Source organism: Pseudomonas baetica, assembly GCF_002813455.1.
Classification (GTDB): domain Bacteria; phylum Pseudomonadota; class Gammaproteobacteria; order Pseudomonadales; family Pseudomonadaceae; genus Aquipseudomonas; species Aquipseudomonas baetica.
Map to the genome: position 1 here is coordinate 5,757,010 of NZ_PHHE01000001.1, position 18,470 is coordinate 5,775,479.

Genomic DNA, 18,470 nt, shown 5'->3' on the forward strand with positions numbered 1-18,470 from the left:
GCCGGCCTCGCAGCACAAGTTCGCAACAAATGTTGTGCAGAGTGCTTCGACAGACAAATTGCCGGCCTGCTGAAGCCCTAAGTCAGGTAGAATGCGCGCCCGGTTTTTGGAGAAGCTCATGACCCTGCTCAAATTCAGCGATGTGTCCCTTGCATTCGGCGCGATGCCGTTGTTGGACAAGGTGTCCTGGCAGATCGCCCGTGGTGAGCGGGTGTGCATCATCGGCCGCAACGGCACTGGCAAGTCCAGCATGATGAAACTGGTCAAGGGCGACCAGAAGCCCGATGACGGCTCGGTGTGGCGTGCCCCCGGTCTGAAAATCGGCGAATTGCCGCAGGAATTGCCAGTGGCCGACGAGCGGACCGTGTTCGACGTGGTAGCTGAAGGCCTCGACGGCGTTGGCGCCTTGCTCGCCGAATACCATCACCTGAGCCAGAACATCGTCACCGACGCCGATCTGAACAAGCTGATGCACGTTCAACAGGACCTCGAAGCCCGTGATGGCTGGCGCTTGCAGACCCTGGTCGACAGCACCCTGAGTCGCCTGCAACTGCCGGCCGACAAGACCCTCGCCGAGTTGTCCGGCGGCTGGCGTCGTCGCGTGCTGCTGGCGCAGGCGCTGGTGTCCGAACCGGATCTGCTGCTGCTCGACGAACCGACCAACCACCTGGACATCGGTGCGATTGCCTGGCTCGAAGAAGCGCTGAAGGATTTCCAGGGCGCCGTGCTGTTCATCACGCACGACCGTTCTTTCCTGCAGAACCTCGCTACCCGTATTCTGGAACTGGATCGCGGCGGCCTGATCGACTGGAACGGTGACTACGCCAGCTTCCTGGTGCACAAAGAAGCCGCGCTGGCCGCTGAAGAAACCGCTAACGCGTTGTTCGACAAGCGTCTGGCGCAGGAAGAAGTGTGGATCCGTCAGGGCATCAAGGCGCGCCGCACCCGTAACGAAGGTCGCGTACGTGCATTGAAAGCTTTGCGCGTAGAGCGCAGCGAACGTCGCGAGCGCACCGGCAAGGCCAATATCCAGCTGGAAACTGCCGACAAGTCCGGCAAGCAAGTGATGGTGCTGGAAAATGTCAGCTTCCATCACCCGGACGGTCCGTTCCTGATCAAGGATTTCTCGATGGTCCTGCAGCGCGGCGACCGTATCGGTTTGCTTGGCGCCAACGGTACCGGCAAGACCACCCTGTTGAAGCTGATGCTCAACGGTCTGCAACCGACCAGCGGCAAAGTCGAAGAGGGCACGCGGATCGACGTGGCGTACTTCGACCAGTTGCGCCATCAACTGGATCTGGAAAAGACCGTGATCGACAACGTCGCCGAAGGTCGCGACTTCATCGATATCGACGGCCAGAGCCGCCACGTGCTGAGCTACCTCGGCGATTTCCTGTTCAGCCCGCAGCGTGCCCGCACGCCGGTCAAGGCGCTGTCGGGTGGTGAGCGTGCGCGCTTGCTGCTGGCGAAACTGTTCAGCAAACCGGCAAACCTGCTGGTGCTCGACGAACCGACCAACGATCTCGACGTGGAAACCCTCGAGCTGCTCGAGGAAGTGCTGCTGACCTTCAACGGCACCGTGCTGATGGTCAGCCACGACCGGGCATTCCTCGACAACGTCGTTACCAGCACACTGGTCTTCGAAGGCGAAGGCAAGGTGCGTGAATACGTCGGCGGTTATCAGGACTGGATCCGTCAGGGTGGTTCGCCGCGTCTGTTGGGCGTGACCGAAAGCAAGTCGGGCAAGGCTGACCTGAATTCGGCAGTGGTGACTGCTGAACCGGCGACCGTGGCAGCACCGGCTGCCGCTGCACCGGCGGCCAAGAAAAAGCTGAGCTACAAGCTGCAACGCGAGCTGGAAGCGCTGCCGGGTGACATCGATGCCAAGGAGCAGCAGATTGCTGCCGTTGAGGCTGAAATGGCCGACGCCGGTTTCTATCAGCGTCCTGCGGCCGAGACCGCCAAGGTGATTGCCTCGCTTGAGCAGTTGCAGGCTGAGCTGGATGTTCTGGTGGAGCGTTGGGCGGAGCTGGATGCCTGATTGATCCGGCAATAAAAAAGCCCGGCCTCATTCGCGTGAGGCCGGGCTTTTTGCAGGAGTCGGCGAAGGGATCAGCGTTTGACCAGGTGCACCGCCAGCACATCACAAGGCGCACCGTGCAGCACATCGTTGGCGGTCGAGCCAAGCAATAGCGCCAGGCCATGCCGGCCGTGGCTGCCAACCACGATCAGATCGCATTGCTGTTCCTTGGCGAAATGGTGGATTTCCTGGCGCGGCTGGCCGTAGGTCAAGTGGCAGTTGGCGCCTTCGAGTTCGGAATACTTGAGTTTCAGGCGCTCAAGGCGTTCCTTGGCCTGATCGAACTGCTGCTGTTGCAGTTGTGACAGGTCCATCGGCACGTCGCCGCCGAACGCCATGGCCATCGGTTCGACAATGTGCACCAGCGACAGCTTGGCGCCATTGCTCACCGACAGCTCTCGGGCACGGTGGATGACAGGGTCGCACTCTTCAGTCAGGTCTACGGCGACCAGGATGTGGTGGTAGGGCATGAGGCGCTCCTTGTAAGGGTTCAATATTGTTAAGTATGGCTGGTTTCAAGCGCATTGGTTCCAAAGTGACGCAATGGGCTCATGAAGATTCGGGAGTACAGATATGACGGTCTGGATAGTGGTGTCAATCCTGCTGGTGGTTTTGAGTCCGCTGGCGTGGCTGCGCCCATCGCGCGCGCAGAGCGGCCGCATCGCCCTGCGCATGGAGGCGCGACGCATCGGGCTGGCCATGCAGCTGGCGCCCCAGGAATGGCCGCACTGGCTGTCGCAGGAACCACCGAACCCGTGCGCGCAGTACCATCGGCCGCGCCTTGGCAAGCAACCGGCGTGCTGGGCGTACTGGCAGAAATCGCCAGAAGTGTGGGTCAATCAATGGCAGGAGGTCTGCGAGGATCGGGCGCTGCTCAATTATTTCGAAAGATTGCCGGACAATGTCTTCAAGGTCGAAGCAGACAAGCAGATGATCGCCTTGTATTGGGGCGAGAAGGGCGAAGCCTCGGTTTTGCAGGATATTGACGCCACACTGAAAGCGCTGGCGTGACTCGCGGATTTTTCGCACTGCAACGGTGCGAAACGTCCGGCAGACGAGCAATAAAAAGCCCGACATGATTCATCGGGCTGGGGTTGGCCAGGCAGGCCGGAAACTCATTTGATGGTGGTCGCCGTGAAGCGGCAAGCACACTTTCTCTGTAGTCCCAGCCAGCGTAGCCTGTTAAACAGGGCTCGTTGCGAATTGGGGCGACTTTTCTAGCTATTGATTCTATGAATGGCCTCACATGCAGACGCATGTTGCGGGTCTTCGTGGTACGGAAATGACCGCAAAGTCGCATTTCAACCCATATTTTGGGCGATTGACAATTGTCGGAAATTCCGTGAAGGTGACGTACCCAAATCAAACGGGCGTATGAATTGAGCGTTTGTCTTACAGACTGCTCCTACAGAATCCCGACTATCGCGTTGGCGGGTGTGCCGGGTGGATTGGCGACAGCATCGACGAAAAAGCGTCCTGCCGAGTCATTCGCCTGCGTCCGACGTGTACTGTTCAGCTTCCATATCGTGGAGATCAGTTGATGATTTACGAAGGTAAAGCCATCACGGTTAAAGCTCTTGAAAGTGGCATCGTCGAATTGAAATTCGACCTCAAGGGTGAGTCCGTCAACAAGTTCAACCGTCTTACCCTGAACGAGCTGCGTCAGGCCGTAGACACCATCAAGGCAGATGCTTCGATCAAAGGCGTGATCGTCAGCAGTGGCAAGGACGTGTTCATCGTCGGCGCCGACATCACCGAATTTGTCGACAACTTCAAGCTGCCGGATGCCGAGCTGGTTGCTGGCAATCTCGAAGCCAACAAGATCTTCAGCGATTTCGAAGACCTCAACGTTCCGACCGTAGCGGCCATCAATGGCATCGCCCTCGGCGGCGGTCTCGAAATGTGCCTGGCAGCTGACTATCGCGTCATGTCCACCAAGGCCAAGATCGGTCTGCCGGAAGTCAAACTTGGCATCTATCCAGGCTTCGGCGGCACCGTGCGTCTGCCGCGCCTGATCGGTGTCGACAACGCGATCGAGTGGATTGCCGCTGGCAAGGAAAACCGTCCTGAAGACGCCCTGAAAGTCAGTGCAGTCGACGCCGTGGTTGCTCCCGAGAAGTTGCAGGAAGCTGCCCTTGAACTGATCAAGCGCGCTATCTCCGGCGAGTTCGACTACAAGGCCAAGCGTCAGCCGAAGCTGGAAAAACTCAAGCTGAACGCCATTGAGCAAATGATGGCTTTCGAAACCGCCAAAGGTTTCGTGGCCGGCCAGGCTGGCCCGAACTACCCGGCGCCGGTTGAAGCGATCAAGACCATCCAGAAAGCCGCGAACTTCGGTCGTGACAAAGCACTGGAAATCGAGGCCGCAGGCTTCGTGAAACTGGCCAAGACTTCTGCTGCACAGAGCTTGATCGGTCTGTTCCTGAATGATCAGGAACTGAAGAAAAAGGCCAAGGCCTACGACGAAATCGCCAAGGACGTGAAGCAGGCCGCCGTGTTGGGCGCCGGCATCATGGGTGGCGGTATCGCTTATCAGTCGGCTTCCAAAGGCACGCCGATCCTGATGAAGGATATCAACGAGCACGGTATCGAACAGGGTCTGGCCGAAGCCGCCAAACTGCTGGTTGGCCGCGTTGATAAAGGTCGCATGACCGCTGCGAAAATGGCTGAAGTGCTCAACGCCATTCGTCCGACCCTGTCCTACGGCGACTTCGGTCACGTCGATCTGGTGGTCGAAGCTGTCGTCGAGAACCCGAAGGTCAAGCAAGCTGTGCTGGCTGAAGTCGAAGCTCAGGTCAAAGAGGACACCATCCTCGCATCCAACACCTCGACCATTTCCATCAGCCTGCTGGCCAAGGCCCTCAAGCGTCCGGAAAACTTCGTCGGCATGCACTTCTTCAACCCGGTGCACATGATGCCGCTGGTGGAAGTAATTCGTGGCGAAAAGTCCAGCGAGCTGGCTGTTGCCACCACCGTTGCCTACGCCAAGAAAATGGGCAAGAACCCGATCGTCGTCAACGACTGCCCGGGCTTCCTGGTCAACCGCGTACTGTTCCCGTACTTCGGTGGTTTCGCCAAACTGGTCAGCGCCGGTGTGGACTTCGTCCGTATCGACAAGGTCATGGAAAAATTCGGCTGGCCGATGGGCCCGGCGTACCTGATGGACGTGGTCGGCATCGACACCGGTCACCACGGTCGTGACGTGATGGCTGAAGGCTTCCCGGATCGCATGAAGGATGACCGCCGTTCGGCCATCGACGTGCTGTACGAAGCCAAACGCCTGGGTCAGAAAAATGGCAAGGGTTTCTACGCCTACGAGGCCGACAAGAAAGGCAAGCAGAAGAAAGTTGCCGATCCATCGGTTCTGGAAGTGCTCAAGCCGATCGTCTACGAGCAGCGTGAAGTCACTGACGAAGACATCATCAACTGGATGATGATCCCGCTGTGCCTGGAAACCGTGCGCTGCCTGGAAGACGGCATCGTTGAAACCGCCGCCGAAGCCGACATGGGTCTGGTCTACGGTATCGGTTTCCCTCCATTCCGTGGCGGTGCGCTGCGCTACATCGATTCGATCGGTGTTGCCGAGTTCGTTGCCCTGGCTGACCAGTACGCTGATTTGGGCGCGCTGTACCACCCGACCGCGAAGCTGCGCGAAATGGCCAAAAACGGCCAGAGCTTCTTCGGTTAAGCGCCCCCAACTAGAGTGAGAGTGAACTTATGAGCTTGAATCCTAGAGACGTCGTGATTGTCGACTTCGGTCGTACTCCGATGGGCCGCTCCAAGGGCGGCATGCACCGCAACACCCGCGCCGAAGACATGTCGGCGCACCTGATCAGCAAACTGCTGGAACGCAATGCCAAGGTCGATCCTGCTGAAGTCGAGGACGTGATCTGGGGCTGTGTGAACCAGACCCTGGAGCAAGGCTGGAACATTGCGCGCATGGCGTCGCTGATGACCCAGATCCCGCACACCTCGGCCGGCCAGACCGTGAGCCGTCTGTGCGGCTCCTCGATGAGCGCTCTGCACACTGCTGCGCAAGCGATCATGACCGGTAACGGTGACGTCTTCGTGGTTGGCGGCGTCGAGCATATGGGGCACGTGAGCATGATGCACGGTGTCGATCCGAACCCGCACATGTCTCTGTACGCGGCGAAAGCCTCGGGCATGATGGGCCTGACCGCTGAAATGCTGGGCAAAATGCACGGCATCACCCGCGAACAGCAGGACGCCTTTGGCGTGCGTTCCCACCAGTTGGCTCACAAGGCGACTGTGGAAGGCAAGTTCAAAGACGAAATCATCCCGATGCAAGGCTACGACGAGAACGGTTTCCTGAAACTGTTCGACTACGACGAAACCATTCGTCCGGAAACCACCCTGGAAAGCCTGGCGGCCCTCAAGCCTGCCTTCAATCCAAAGGGCGGCACCGTGACTGCCGGTACTTCGTCGCAGATTACCGATGGTGCTTCGTGCATGATCGTGATGTCGGCGCAGCGTGCGCAGGACCTGGGTATCCAGCCAATGGCGGTGATCCGTTCGATGGCAGTGGCGGGTGTGGATCCGGCAATCATGGGCTATGGTCCAGTTCCGGCTACACAAAAAGCCCTGAAGCGTGCGGGCCTTGGCATCAACGATATCGACTTCTTCGAGCTCAACGAAGCTTTCGCCGCACAGGCTCTGCCAGTGCTGAAAGATCTGAAAGTGCTCGACAAGATTAACGAGAAGGTTAACCTGCACGGCGGCGCGATCGCCCTGGGTCACCCGTTCGGTTGCTCCGGTGCCCGTATCTCCGGCACCTTGCTGAACGTGATGAAGCAGAATAGCGGCACCTTCGGTGTGGCCACTATGTGCATTGGTCTCGGCCAAGGCATCTCCACCGTCTTCGAACGCGTTTAAGCGTCTCGTCGATGGAAGCCGGGGCCAAGTGCCCCGGTTTTTGTTTTTGCGGATTTATTTTGTTTTTATTTTGAAAAAATTTGAGTGAGGGCCGAAGCGTGCCGATACAACCTGGGCTCTACCAACATTACAAAGGTCCGCAGTACCGTGTATTCAGTGTTGCGCGGCATTCCGAGACCGAAGAAGAAGTGGTCTTTTACCAAGCCCTGTATGGCGATTACGGCTTTTGGGTGCGTCCCTTGAGCATGTTTCTCGAGTCGGTCGAGGTTGACGGCGAGCAAGTGCCACGCTTTGCTTTGGTGCAAGCCGAACCGAGCCTTTTTTCCAAGGCATAAGGCGAGTGCGCACAGAACCCTGTGCTTGACCTCACCTTGTATCAACTATATATAGCGGTGCCGCGTCAGGCGCCAACCGCCTTTCACTTCTAGAATTCAGGAATTTTCTGATCCATGGGCAAATCGCTGGTCATTGTGGAATCCCCGGCTAAGGCCAAGACCATCAACAAGTATCTGGGTAACCAATACGTGGTGAAGTCGAGTATCGGCCATATCCGAGACCTGCCCACCAGCGGTTCGGCTAGCGCCAGCAAAGAGCCAGCCGCCAAGCGCGGCAAGGCTGCCGCAGGCGAAGGTCCGGTGCTTACGCCGAAAGAGAAAGCGCGCAAGCAGCTGGTCTCGCGTATGGGTGTCGATCCCGATCATGGCTGGAAGGCCAAGTACGAGATCCTTCCGGGTAAAGAGAAGGTGATCGAGGAGCTGCGCCGGCTCGCCAAGGATGCTGACACCATCTATCTCGCAACCGACTTGGATCGCGAGGGGGAAGCCATTGCATGGCACCTGCGCGAAGCCATCGGTGGTGATGACAGCCGCTACAAGCGCGTGGTGTTCAACGAAATCACCAAGAAGGCCATTCAGGAGGCCTTCTCCAAGCCGGGCGAGCTGGACATCGATCGTGTCAATGCTCAGCAGGCGCGTCGCTTCCTCGACCGCGTTGTGGGCTACATGGTCTCGCCGTTGCTGTGGGCCAAGATCGCCCGTGGCCTGTCCGCCGGTCGTGTGCAATCGGTTGCCGTGAAACTGGTGGTCGAGCGTGAGCGTGAAATCCGTGCGTTCAATCCGGAAGAGTACTGGGAAGTGCATGCCGATCTCGGCACCACCAAGGGCTCGACCGTGCGCTTCGAAGTCGCTCGCGAGAAAGGCGAAGCCTTCAAGCCGCTGAACGAAGCGCAGGCCATGGCCGCACTGGAGAAGCTCAAGTCTTCCAGCTACAGCATCGTCAAGCGCGAAGACAAGCCGACCAGCAGCAAGCCGTCGGCGCCGTTCATCACGTCTACCCTGCAACAGGCTGCGAGCAACCGCCTGGGCTTCGGCGTGAAGAAAACCATGATGATGGCCCAGCGTCTGTACGAGGCTGGCTACATCACTTATATGCGTACCGACTCCACCAACCTCTCGGCAGATGCCGTGACGATGGCACGCGCTTATATCGAAGACGAGTTCGGCAAGAAATACCTGCCGGAAACGCCAAACGTCTACAGCAGCAAGGAAGGCGCACAAGAGGCTCACGAAGCGATTCGTCCGTCTGACGCCAATACCATTCCGAGCAAGCTTGCCGGCATGGAGCGCGATGCAGAGCGTCTCTACGAACTGATCTGGCGCCAATTCCTTGCTTGCCAGATGCTGCCGGCGCAATACCTGTCGACGACTGTCAGTGTCGGCGCGGGTGATTTCGAGCTGCGCGCCAAGGGTCGTATCCTGAAGTTTGACGGTTACGCCCGCGTGATGCCGCAGATTGCCAAACCTGGCGATGACGACGTTCTGCCTGATATGGCGCAGGGCGATGTCATGAAGCTGATCAAGCTTGATCCGACCCAGCACTTCACCAAACCGCCGGCGCGTTACTCCGAAGCCAGTCTGGTGAAGGAAATGGAAAAGCGCGGCATCGGTCGTCCTTCCACTTACGCGGCGATTATTTCGACCATTCAGGATCGCGGCTACGTGACCCTGCACAACCGTCGTTTCTATTCGGAAAAGATGGGCGACATTGTCACCGAGCGTCTGTCGGAGAGCTTCTCGAACCTCATGGACTACGGCTTCACCGCCGGCATGGAAGAGAACCTCGATGACGTGGCTCAAGGCGAGCGCGACTGGAAAAATGTGCTGGACGAGTTCTACGGCGACTTCAAAAAGAAACTCGAAGTAGCCGAAAACCCGGAAAGCGGCATGCGTGCCAATCAGCCGGTCATGACCGATATTCCGTGCACCACCTGCGGTCGTCCGATGCAGATCCGTACCGCATCGACCGGTGTATTCCTCGGCTGCTCGGGTTACAGCCTGCCGCCGAAAGAGCGCTGCAAGGCCACCGTCAACCTGGTGCCGGGCGACGAGATTGCTGCGGACGATGAAGGCGAGTCTGAATCGCTGGTACTGCGTGGCAAGCATCGCTGCCCGATCTGCAGCACGGCGATGGACGCCTACCTGCTCGACGAGAAGCGCAAGCTGCACATCTGCGGTAACAACCCGGATTGCGCCGGCTACGAAATCGAAGAGGGCAGCTATCGCATCAAGGGCTACGAAGGTCCGAGCCTGGAATGCGACAAGTGCGGCAGCGAGATGCAGCTCAAGACCGGCCGTTTCGGCAAGTTTTTCGGCTGCACCAACCCGACGTGCAAAAACACCCGCAAATTGCTCAAGAGCGGTGATGCGGCGCCGCCGAAGATGGATCCGGTGAAGATGCCTGAGCTGAAATGCGAAAAGGTCAACGACACCTATATCCTGCGCGACGGTGCGTCCGGTCTGTTCCTGGCGGCCAGTCAGTTCCCGAAAAACCGCGAGACCCGTGCTCCGCTGGTGATCGAGATTCTGCCGCACAAGGACGAAATCGATCCGAAGTACCACTTCCTGTGCGAAGCGCCACAGAAGGATCCTGACGGTCTGCCAGCGGTGATCCGCTACAGCCGCAAGACCAAGGAGCAATATGTGCAGACCGAAGTCGACGGCAAACCAACCGGCTGGAAGGCTTACTACGACGGTGGTAAGTGGACGGTTGAGGACAAGCGCTCTGCGAAGGCCAAAGCCGAGTAAGCGTTAGTCCGGTACTGAAAAGGCCGCATGAGAACTCTTGAGTTTTCATGCGGCCTTTTTGTTTTGTGCTTGCGGTGGGATCGGCTGATCCACGACACTGTCTGGTCTGTTTGAAGCATTTATTTCGTTGTGGAGACTGCCGTCATGGCCCACGAACTCTATACCCGTACCAATCAGAAGATCTATTTCGCCGGCCTGTCGCTGGAAGCCCTGGCTCGAGCTGAAGAAGGGCGGGCGATGAATTCTCTGGCGCTGATTCAGGCTGGGCGTGAATCGGCTTTGTTTCATCTCTATGGTGCTCTGTTGGGGCTGTGTCATGAGATAGCCGGGTTCTACCGTTTGCCGCAGGCCAATGCGCCTAGGGCAGAGATGTTGCTGACGCGCGAAGTGCTGGAGTCGATCGCCATTCCCGAGTTGGCCGAAATGATCGAGCTGGCGGGTAACTCTGAAACGTGGCTGGCGAAACTGCTAGCGGCGCATTCGGCGCTGTTTCAACCACCGCGCGTCCCGCACAAGCCCAAAGGAGATGTAACCCAGCCGTTGATTCTGGCGGTGAATCTTGACGAGGAAGAGGCGTCAGAGGAGTTGAGTCGAGAGGAGTTGGAGAGTTGGCGGCAGAACCTCAAAGGTCTGGCGCTGCGTTTTCGCGAAGGCTTGAATGAGTGCTGATGGTGATTGACACGGTGGCAATCTGAAACATGCTGCTGGTCAAGATCCCAAGCGAAGCCTGAATGATGTCTATATAATGCCTGCCTTTCGTGGAGAACAGACCTATATGCCAACGTCCTTTCTAGAAATTGTCGAGTTACCAGACGGCCGTATCGAGCTGCGCAGGGCTGAGGACGAGGGTTCTCTGGTGACGCTGGATTTCTCCGAGGATGCCAAGGCGTTCCTGCAAGGCCAGCATGTAGAAATCGCCAAAGCGATGTTGAGCGTCGGTGTTCAGATGGCCGGTCGTATGGTTGAAGGCGAGTTTGACAAGGACGAGGGGCCGCAGGTTCTTCATTGATCCCCGCTTGTCGGCGTCAGCCAATACCGCTTCAGATCGGCTTCTCTGTCCTTGGAGAAGCCTGGCGCTTCACGCCGCGCGTGTTACAAGAACATCAACCCAATCGAATGTTCAGGCTCTGAGCGTCACCCGTGCGTGCAGCGCTGATCAACTGCTGCCGTGAACTTGTGTTCAGCGGATTAAGCCAGGTGACGACGGTGTGGCTGCGACCCAGACGCAACGCTTCGCATGCCAGTTGTTGAGCGCTTTGAGTGCCCCTCGGTTGCAGCAACAGAATGCGCTCGCGATTCAGGCCTGCATCTCGCAGCCATGTTTGGGTCAGGCTGGCCGGTGGGGCGATCAGCGTCAGCCAGCGTGCGTCCTGATCATCGCTCAATTCGCGCAGAATCGGGGCCAGCAGGTTCAGGCAGTTCCCGGCCGCACCACGCAGTGACAGCTCACTGAATACTTCGGGCTCGGCATTCCACGGGCGTTCGACCACGTCTTTCAGGGTCGGCGCCATCGGTTGCGCCAGAAACGCTTCGAATAAAGGCAGTTGTGTTTGCTGAGGTGTGTGTGGGAACTGCATAAAGCCTCCTTTAGCGGCGGATGACGCCGACACTCAAGCCTTCGATAACCAGTTCCTGATCTTTCAGGTCGACTTCGATAGGGGCGAACTCAGGATTTTCGGCAATCAGCCAGACCTTGCTGCCTTCACGCTTGAAGCGTTTGACGGTCACTTCATCGCCGATGCGGGCGACGACAACCTGGCCATTACGCGCTTCGCGAGTGGTGTGGACTGCCAGAAGGTCGCCGTCGAAAATGCCGATGTCCTTCATGCTCATGCCGTGCACGCGCAGCAGATAGTCGGCGCGCGGGTGGAAGAAAGTCGGATTGATGTTGCAGGATTCTTCGATGTGCTGCTGGGCCAGGATCGGTGCACCGGCAGCAACCCGGCCAATAATCGGTAAGGTGGAGTCGTCGGCCTTGGCCTCGAATCCGGGGATGCGAATGCCTCGGGAAGCGCCAGGGGTCATCTCGATGGCGCCTTTGCGGGCCAGTGCCTTGAGATGTTCTTCCGCCGCATTGGGCGATTTGAAACCCAGTTCCTGAGCGATTTCCGCACGGGTTGGCGGGTAGCCGTTGTCTTCGAGGCAACGTTTGATAAAGGCCAGAATCTCGGCTTGGCGTGGCGTCAGCTTTAGCATATTGATCGCTCTGTCTTTTTATACAGTGACTGGGATTATATACAGTGAAGCGGTCTTGGCAATGCCCGTTTTTTTGCAGCCCGCCGGACGGTCGGCAGGGGTGTTTATTAATGCGGCCGCCTTGTGTGGTTAAATAGCTGACCGACCATTCCCAAAACGAACTGGCAGGCTTGACAAGGCACAGGCTGAAACGTATGTTTCAAACAAGTGTTTGTCAGGCGGAGTAGCCATGGCCCAGTCGGAAACCGTTGAACGCATTCTTGATGCTGCCGAGCAGTTGTTCGCGGAGAAAGGTTTTGCGGAAACCTCATTGCGTTTGATCACCAGTAAGGCTGGCGTCAATCTGGCGGCAGTGAATTATCACTTCGGCTCAAAGAAGGCGCTGATTCAGGCGGTTTTTTCGCGTTTCCTCGGCCCGTTTTGTACCAGCCTCGATAAAGAGCTGGAGCGACGTCAGGCCAAGCCTGAAAACAAACCCACCCTTGAAGAACTGCTGGAAATCCTCGTTGAGCAGGCGCTGGTGGTTCAGCCACGTAGCGGCAACGACCTGTCGATCTTCATGCGTTTGCTGGGCCTCGCATTCAGCCAGAGCCAGGGCCACCTGCGCCGATATCTGGAAGACATGTACGGCAAGGTATTCCGTCGCTACATGCTGCTGGTCAATGAAGCGGCGCCACGCATTCCGCCGATCGAGTTGTTCTGGCGCGTGCACTTCATGCTCGGTGCTGCTGCATTCAGCATGTCCGGAATCAAGGCTTTGCGCGCTATCGCCGAGACTGATTTCGGCGTCAATACTTCCATTGAGCAGGTCATGCGCCTGATGGTGCCGTTCCTCGCTGCTGGCATGCGCGCCGAGACCGGTGTCACCGATGCTGCCATGGCCACCGCGCAACTGCGCCCGCGCAGCAAATCAACGCCGGTCGCCGCCAAGGTTTAACCGCGCACGGGTGGGCGCGGCAGCTTGTATCCGCTAAGCTAGCCGCCCATGCCGACTCTCGTTTTGAACCCGTTCTCAATCGATATCGCCGACCTGCCGGGCACTGCCCTCGGTAGCGATTTCGTGTGCAACGGGTTTTCGTTTTCAAGGAATCTTTATGACTGCTGACCTGCAAGGCTCGTTGATGGTGGACGTCGCCGGTACCTGGCTGACGGCCGAAGATCGCCAATTGTTGCGTCAGCCCGAAGTGGGTGGCCTGATCATTTTCGCGCGCAATATCGAGCATCCGCGCCAGGTGCGTGAATTGAGCGCGGCGATCCGCGCAATTCGTCCGGATCTGCTGCTGGCGGTGGATCAAGAGGGTGGTCGCGTACAGCGTCTGCGTCAGGGCTTCGTACGGCTGCCGGCCATGCGCGCGATTGCTGACAATCCGAACGCTGAATACCTGGCCGAGCAATGCGGCTGGATCATGGCCACCGAAGTGCTGGCGGTCGGTCTAGACCTGAGTTTCGCCCCGGTGCTCGATCTGGATTACCAGCGCAGCGCCGTGGTCGGCACTCGCTCGTTTGAAGGTGATCCCGAGCGCGCGGCATTACTCGCCGGCGCATTCATTCGCGGCATGAACAGTGCGGGCATGGCTGCCACTGGCAAGCATTTCCCCGGCCACGGCTGGGCAGAAGCGGATTCCCACGTCGCGATACCCAACGACGAACGCAGCCTCGATGAGATTCGCGCCAACGACCTGGTTCCATTCGCCAGACTCAGCAAGCAACTGGCTGCGGTCATGCCGGCTCATGTCATCTATCCGCAAGTCGATTCACAGCCTGCCGGTTTCTCCCGCCGCTGGTTGCAGGACATCCTGCGCGGCGAGTTGCAGTTCGACGGTGTGATCTTCAGCGACGACCTGTCGATGGCCGGCGCCCATGTGGTCGGCGATGCCGCCAGCCGCATCGAGGCCGCTCTCTCTGCCGGTTGTGACATGGGGCTCGTGTGCAACGATCGTGCTGCGGCTGAGCTGGCCCTGAGTGCCGCACAGCGCATGAAGGTCAAACCGTCCGCCCGCATCGCGCGTATGCGCGGTCAGGCGTTCGCCAGCACCGACTACCGTCAGGACCCGCGCTGGCTCACCGCCATCGGCGCGCTCAAAGACGCTCAACTGATCGATTAAGGATTTTTCGTTATGACGGTTTACGCAATCATCGGTGGCACCGGTCTGACCCAGCTCGAAGGCCTGAGCATTCGCCAATCGCTGGCGGTGGACACTCCTTACGGCGCGCCATCGGCCGAGGTGCAAATCGGCGAATACGCAGGCAAGGAAGTACTGTTCCTCGCCCGTCACGGCCATCCACATCGTTTCCCGCCGCACAAGGTCAATTACCGCGCCAATCTATGGGCGTTGAAGCAGGCCGGTGCCGAAGCGATCATCGCGGTCAACGCTGTGGGTGGTATTCATCCGGCGATGGGCACCGGGCATTTCTGCGTGCCGCATCAGATCGTCGATTACACCAGTGGGCGTGAGCACACCTATTTCGCCGATGATCTGGAGCATGTCACCCACATCGACTTCAGCTTTCCCTACAGCGAGCCGTTGCGTCAGCAACTGATTGCTGCCGTGGCTGCGCAAGGTTGCGAGTACAGCGATCAGGGCGTCTACGCCTGCACCCAAGGCCCGCGTCTGGAAACGGTCGCCGAGATCGTGCGTCTGGAGCGTGATGGTTGCGACATCGTCGGCATGACCGGCATGCCGGAAGCGGCGCTGGCCCGCGAGCTGGATCTGGATTACGCCTGTCTGGCGCTGGTGGTGAATCCAGCGGCGGGCAAGACCACTGAAGTGATCACCATGGCCGAGATCGAGCAGGCGTTGCATGACGGGATGGGGAAGGTGAAATCGGCATTGGCGCGGGTGTTGGCCGGCTGAAGGACTGCCCATGAGCATTCTCATCGAACGGCTCAAGTCGTTGGCCTGGACTCAGGCATTCAGTAGCAAGGCCCTGGCCAAGGCTCGCGCTTATGCCGCCGATGATCGTGTAGAGATCATCGAGATCAATGACAAAAAGATCGAGGCGTTCTGCGTCGGTTCTGAAAGTCAGGCGTATGAACAAAGCATTTACTTGTCCGAAGATCGGCTGGGTTCCGTCAACTTGCGTTGCCTGTGCAGCTGTCCTGTCGTAATCGACTGCAAGCACTGCGCTGCGGTGCTCTATCATCTGCTGGGCAGTGCTGATGATGCGTCTGAAAGTGACGCACAGATCCCTTTGGGGCGGGCGCTGGAGCATTGGCTTTCGACCATTCCCGTGCCGAACAAGCCCGCCGAAGAAGGCGCGCAAACCGCAGGCCCGCGCCTGTTTTACAAGCTCAAGCCAACGTCAGTGAGCGGCAAGTGGCTGCTCGATATTTTCAGGGTCTCCCAGCTCAAGAGCGGCGAGTTACGCGAAGTCAAACCGATGTATTCGCTAGCGGAAATGCTCATGCGTCAGCCCGGCTACCTGTCCGAGCTGGATCTGCGCGTTGCCAGGCTGCTGGTTGCCATGCACTCTCACCACGCCTATTACAGCGGCTATCCGCTGGAAGGCAGCAGCGGTGCCGAATTGCTGGAAATGCTCCTGCGCACCTCGCGGCTGTTCCTCGATTTCGAGGATCTGCGACCGTTGGTGCCGGGCGCGAAGCGCATCGGCCAGTTCGCCTGGGCCGAACAGGCCGACGGCGGTTTCCGTGCGCAGTGGGGCAGTGCCGAGGCTGCGCAGGAAACCGTGCTGGCGCTGGAGCCGCTTTATTACCTGGATCGTGAACAGCGGCAGATTGGCCCTCTGTTCAATGATCTGGAAGAAAAACTGGCAAGCCATTTGACTCTGGCGCCGGACATTCCGGCGCGTCAGGCGATGCAGTTCAGCCATCGCATGAGCGCGGCAACGAGAATCCCGCCGCCCCACCAACTGACCGAACGAGTCATCGACGACGTACTTCCGCAGCCACAACTGACCCTCGTCAGTGGTTGGGAGCGCTCGCGCTGGGAATACATTCTTGAGCACCGCGCCGCACTGGTGTTTACCTACAACGGCCAGCCGACGGTGGATCGCAACCCGGAAGTGATGATCCTCAACGGTACCGAAACCCAGCGCATTCAACGCCAGCCTGCGGTGGAAAAGAAACTGCGCCAGATCCTGCAAAGGCTCGGCTTCAAGAAAGCCACGCGCAAGAGCTCTCTGGATCGTCCCGGCGAGATGTTCACGTTGCCAGATGATTCCGCCTGGCTCGGGTTTATGCACGAAGGGCTTGCCACGTTGCGCGCCTCGAACTGGGAAGTGGAGATGAGTCCCGGCTTTCATTTCAATGTGCAACCGGTTGAGCATTGGTACGCCGAGGTCGAAGAAGAGGCCGGGCATCAGTGGTTTGATTTGCAGTTGGGTATCGTCGTCAATGGCCAGCGCTATAGTTTGCTACCAATACTTCTGCACTTGTTGCGCACCCAGCCGCGCTTGCTTGACCCGGTCAATCTGGCACAACGCAGCGATGACGAAAAACTCCTGATCGAACTGAAATCCAGCGGTTTTGGCGACCCTTCGGGTGCCAGGGTCGCGCTGCCGCTGAGTCGGGTCAAGCCGCTGATGGCCACGCTGGGCGAGTTGTACCTGGGCGGTCATCAGGGCGATGCACTGCGCTTGAGTCTCCCGGACGCCGCGCGCTTGAGTATGCTCGATGGCCTTCCCCTGGATTGGCAGGGTGGCGAGCGGCTGCGTACCTTTGCCAAACGCCTGCAGAATTCCAGTCACACCCGCGTCGCTGTTCCGGCCGGCCTTAACGCGCAACTGCGCCCCTATCAGCTCGAAGGCCTGAACTGGATGCAGACCCTGCGCGAGCTTGAGGTCGGCGGCATTCTGGGCGATGACATGGGGCTGGGCAAAACGCTGCAAACCTTGGCGCATCTGCTCACGGAAAAACACGCCGGTCGCCTCGATTGCCCGGCTCTGGCGGTGATGCCGACCAGCCTTATTCCCAACTGGCTCGACGAGGCCGAGCGTTTCACCCCCCAGTTGAAAGTATTGGCGTTGCACGGCACGGGGCGGCAAAAGGATTTCGCTGATCTGGCTGAATACGATCTGGTGCTGACAACTTACGCCTTGCTGCCGAGAGATCTGGAGGTCCTGCAGCCGCAGCTGTGGAGCGTACTGATTCTCGACGAAGCGCAGAACATCAAAAACCCGATCAGCAAAGCGGCGCAAGCGGCCCGTGACCTGCAGGCCCGCCAGCGCTTGTGCCTGAGCGGCACGCCATTGGAAAACCACTTGGGCGAGCTTTGGTCGCAGTTTCATTTCCTCATGCCCGGTTGGCTTGGCGACAGCAAGTCCTTCAATCGCGATTACCGCACGCCAATCGAAAAGCACGGCAATGTTCAGCGTATGCAGCACCTGACAGCGCGCATCAAGCCGTTTTTGCTGCGCCGCAAAAAGGATCAGGTGGCCACCGAACTGCCGCCGAAAACCGAAATTGTCCATTGGGTTGATCTCAGCGACGGCCAGCGTGATGTCTATGAAACGGTGCGCGTGGCGATGGACAAAAAAGTCCGCGACGAAATTGCCCGCAGTGGCGTGGCGCGCAGTCAGATCATCATTCTCGATGCCTTGCTCAAGCTGCGTCAGGTCTGTTGCGACTTGCGCTTGATCAAGATGCCGCTGACAGCGAAGGCGCTGCGCTCCGGCAGTGGCAAGCTGGTCAGCTTGATGGAGATGCTCGAAGAGCTGCTCGGCGAAGGTCGCAGGATTCTGCTTTTTTCGCAGTTCACTTCGATGCTTGCCTTGATCGAGGAAGAATTGCAGCGGCGTGACATTGCCTACTCGCTGCTGACCGGTGAAACCACGGATCGACGCACGCCGGTGAAGGATTTTCAGGGCGGCAAGGTGCCGCTGTTTCTGATCAGTCTGAAGGCCGGGGGTACCGGTTTGAACCTGACCGCTGCGGATACGGTGATTCACTTCGACCCTTGGTGGAACCCGGCGGTGGAAAATCAGGCCACTGATCGTGCGTATCGAATCGGGCAAAACAACCCGGTGTTCGTTTACAAGCTGATCGCTCGCGGCACGGTGGAGGAAAAAATACAGGCGCTGCAACAAGAGAAAGCGGCGTTGGCCGGTGCGGTGCTTGAGGGCGGGACGACGGGTGGCTGGAAGCTGGAGCAGAGTGACATTGAGGCGCTATTTGCGCCGTTGCCCGTTTCCAAGGGTTGAGCCTGGGTTTTAACCGTTAGACCGAGGTGAGCCATTCGCGAGCAGGCTCGCTCCCACAT

Annotated in this window: 15 protein-coding genes; 12 read left to right on the forward strand and 3 right to left on the reverse strand. The window is 58.6% G+C overall.

The window, feature by feature from the left end; translation table 11 throughout:
• Positions 1-118: 118 nt before the first annotated feature.
• Positions 119-2,041, forward strand: a complete 1,923-nt coding sequence (locus ATI02_RS26625; protein ID WP_100847812.1) for an ATP-binding cassette domain-containing protein — start codon at positions 119-121, stop codon at positions 2,039-2,041.
• Positions 2,042-2,112: 71 nt separating this feature from the next.
• Here the strand turns inward: ATI02_RS26625 and ATI02_RS26630 are convergent, their stop codons facing one another.
• On the reverse strand, positions 2,113-2,550 hold the full coding sequence (locus ATI02_RS26630) for a universal stress protein (protein WP_093433662.1): 438 nt from the start codon (positions 2,548-2,550) through the stop codon (positions 2,113-2,115).
• A gap of 103 nt (positions 2,551-2,653) precedes the next feature.
• Here ATI02_RS26630 and ATI02_RS26635 point away from each other — a divergent pair, with 103 nt between their 5' ends.
• The 7 genes from ATI02_RS26635 (at position 2,654) to ATI02_RS26670 (ending at position 11,065) form a co-directional block, all read left to right on the forward strand.
• A complete protein-coding gene (locus tag ATI02_RS26635) occupies positions 2,654-3,091 on the forward strand; it encodes a hypothetical protein (RefSeq protein WP_095189149.1) in 438 nt (145 codons plus the stop codon).
• Between the two features lie 529 nt (positions 3,092-3,620).
• Positions 3,621-5,768, forward strand: coding sequence for a fatty acid oxidation complex subunit alpha FadB (fadB, locus tag ATI02_RS26645; RefSeq protein WP_095189148.1), 2,148 nt, complete (start codon positions 3,621-3,623; stop codon positions 5,766-5,768).
• A 29-nt stretch (positions 5,769-5,797) separates the two neighbouring features.
• On the forward strand, positions 5,798-6,973 hold the full coding sequence (gene fadA / locus ATI02_RS26650; RefSeq protein WP_100847813.1) for an acetyl-CoA C-acyltransferase FadA: 1,176 nt from the start codon (positions 5,798-5,800) through the stop codon (positions 6,971-6,973).
• Positions 6,974-7,071: 98 nt separating this feature from the next.
• Positions 7,072-7,308: a DUF1653 domain-containing protein gene (locus ATI02_RS26655; protein ID WP_007910467.1), complete on the forward strand. Its 237-nt coding sequence runs from the start codon at positions 7,072-7,074 to the stop codon at positions 7,306-7,308.
• A gap of 114 nt (positions 7,309-7,422) precedes the next feature.
• The gene (gene topA, locus ATI02_RS26660; protein WP_100847814.1) at positions 7,423-10,056 is read left to right on the forward strand and encodes a type I DNA topoisomerase; all 2,634 of its coding nucleotides are present in this window, start codon (positions 7,423-7,425) and stop codon (positions 10,054-10,056) included.
• Between the two features lie 144 nt (positions 10,057-10,200).
• Positions 10,201-10,725 carry a DUF6586 family protein gene (locus tag ATI02_RS26665; RefSeq protein ID WP_095189146.1) on the forward strand — a complete coding sequence of 175 codons (525 nt, stop codon included), beginning with the start codon at positions 10,201-10,203 and terminating at the stop codon, positions 10,723-10,725.
• 106 nt (positions 10,726-10,831) lie between these two features.
• Complete coding sequence (locus tag ATI02_RS26670) at positions 10,832-11,065, forward strand: hypothetical protein (RefSeq protein ID WP_095189173.1); 234 nt, start codon at positions 10,832-10,834, stop codon at positions 11,063-11,065.
• Between the two features lie 94 nt (positions 11,066-11,159).
• Here the strand turns inward: ATI02_RS26670 and sulA are convergent, their stop codons facing one another.
• Both sulA and lexA read right to left on the reverse strand, forming a co-directional pair.
• Complete coding sequence (gene sulA, locus ATI02_RS26675; protein ID WP_095189145.1) at positions 11,160-11,633, reverse strand: SOS-induced cell division inhibitor SulA; 474 nt, start codon at positions 11,631-11,633, stop codon at positions 11,160-11,162.
• 10 nt (positions 11,634-11,643) lie between these two features.
• On the reverse strand, positions 11,644-12,252 hold the full coding sequence (gene lexA, locus ATI02_RS26680) for a transcriptional repressor LexA (protein WP_016775490.1): 609 nt from the start codon (positions 12,250-12,252) through the stop codon (positions 11,644-11,646).
• A gap of 229 nt (positions 12,253-12,481) precedes the next feature.
• On the opposite strand from lexA, the gene ATI02_RS26685 reads away from it, so the two are divergent.
• From ATI02_RS26685 to ATI02_RS26700, 4 genes are all read left to right on the forward strand, one after another.
• On the forward strand, positions 12,482-13,189 hold the full coding sequence (locus tag ATI02_RS26685; RefSeq protein ID WP_100847815.1) for a TetR/AcrR family transcriptional regulator: 708 nt from the start codon (positions 12,482-12,484) through the stop codon (positions 13,187-13,189).
• A gap of 169 nt (positions 13,190-13,358) precedes the next feature.
• Positions 13,359-14,357, forward strand: coding sequence for a beta-N-acetylhexosaminidase (gene nagZ, locus ATI02_RS26690; protein ID WP_169844079.1), 999 nt, complete (start codon positions 13,359-13,361; stop codon positions 14,355-14,357).
• A 12-nt stretch (positions 14,358-14,369) separates the two neighbouring features.
• Positions 14,370-15,107 carry an S-methyl-5'-thioinosine phosphorylase gene (locus ATI02_RS26695; RefSeq protein ID WP_095189141.1) on the forward strand — a complete coding sequence of 246 codons (738 nt, stop codon included), beginning with the start codon at positions 14,370-14,372 and terminating at the stop codon, positions 15,105-15,107.
• Between the two features lie 10 nt (positions 15,108-15,117).
• On the forward strand, positions 15,118-18,411 hold the full coding sequence (locus ATI02_RS26700) for a DEAD/DEAH box helicase (RefSeq protein WP_100847816.1): 3,294 nt from the start codon (positions 15,118-15,120) through the stop codon (positions 18,409-18,411).
• Positions 18,412-18,470: the final 59 nt, after the last annotated feature.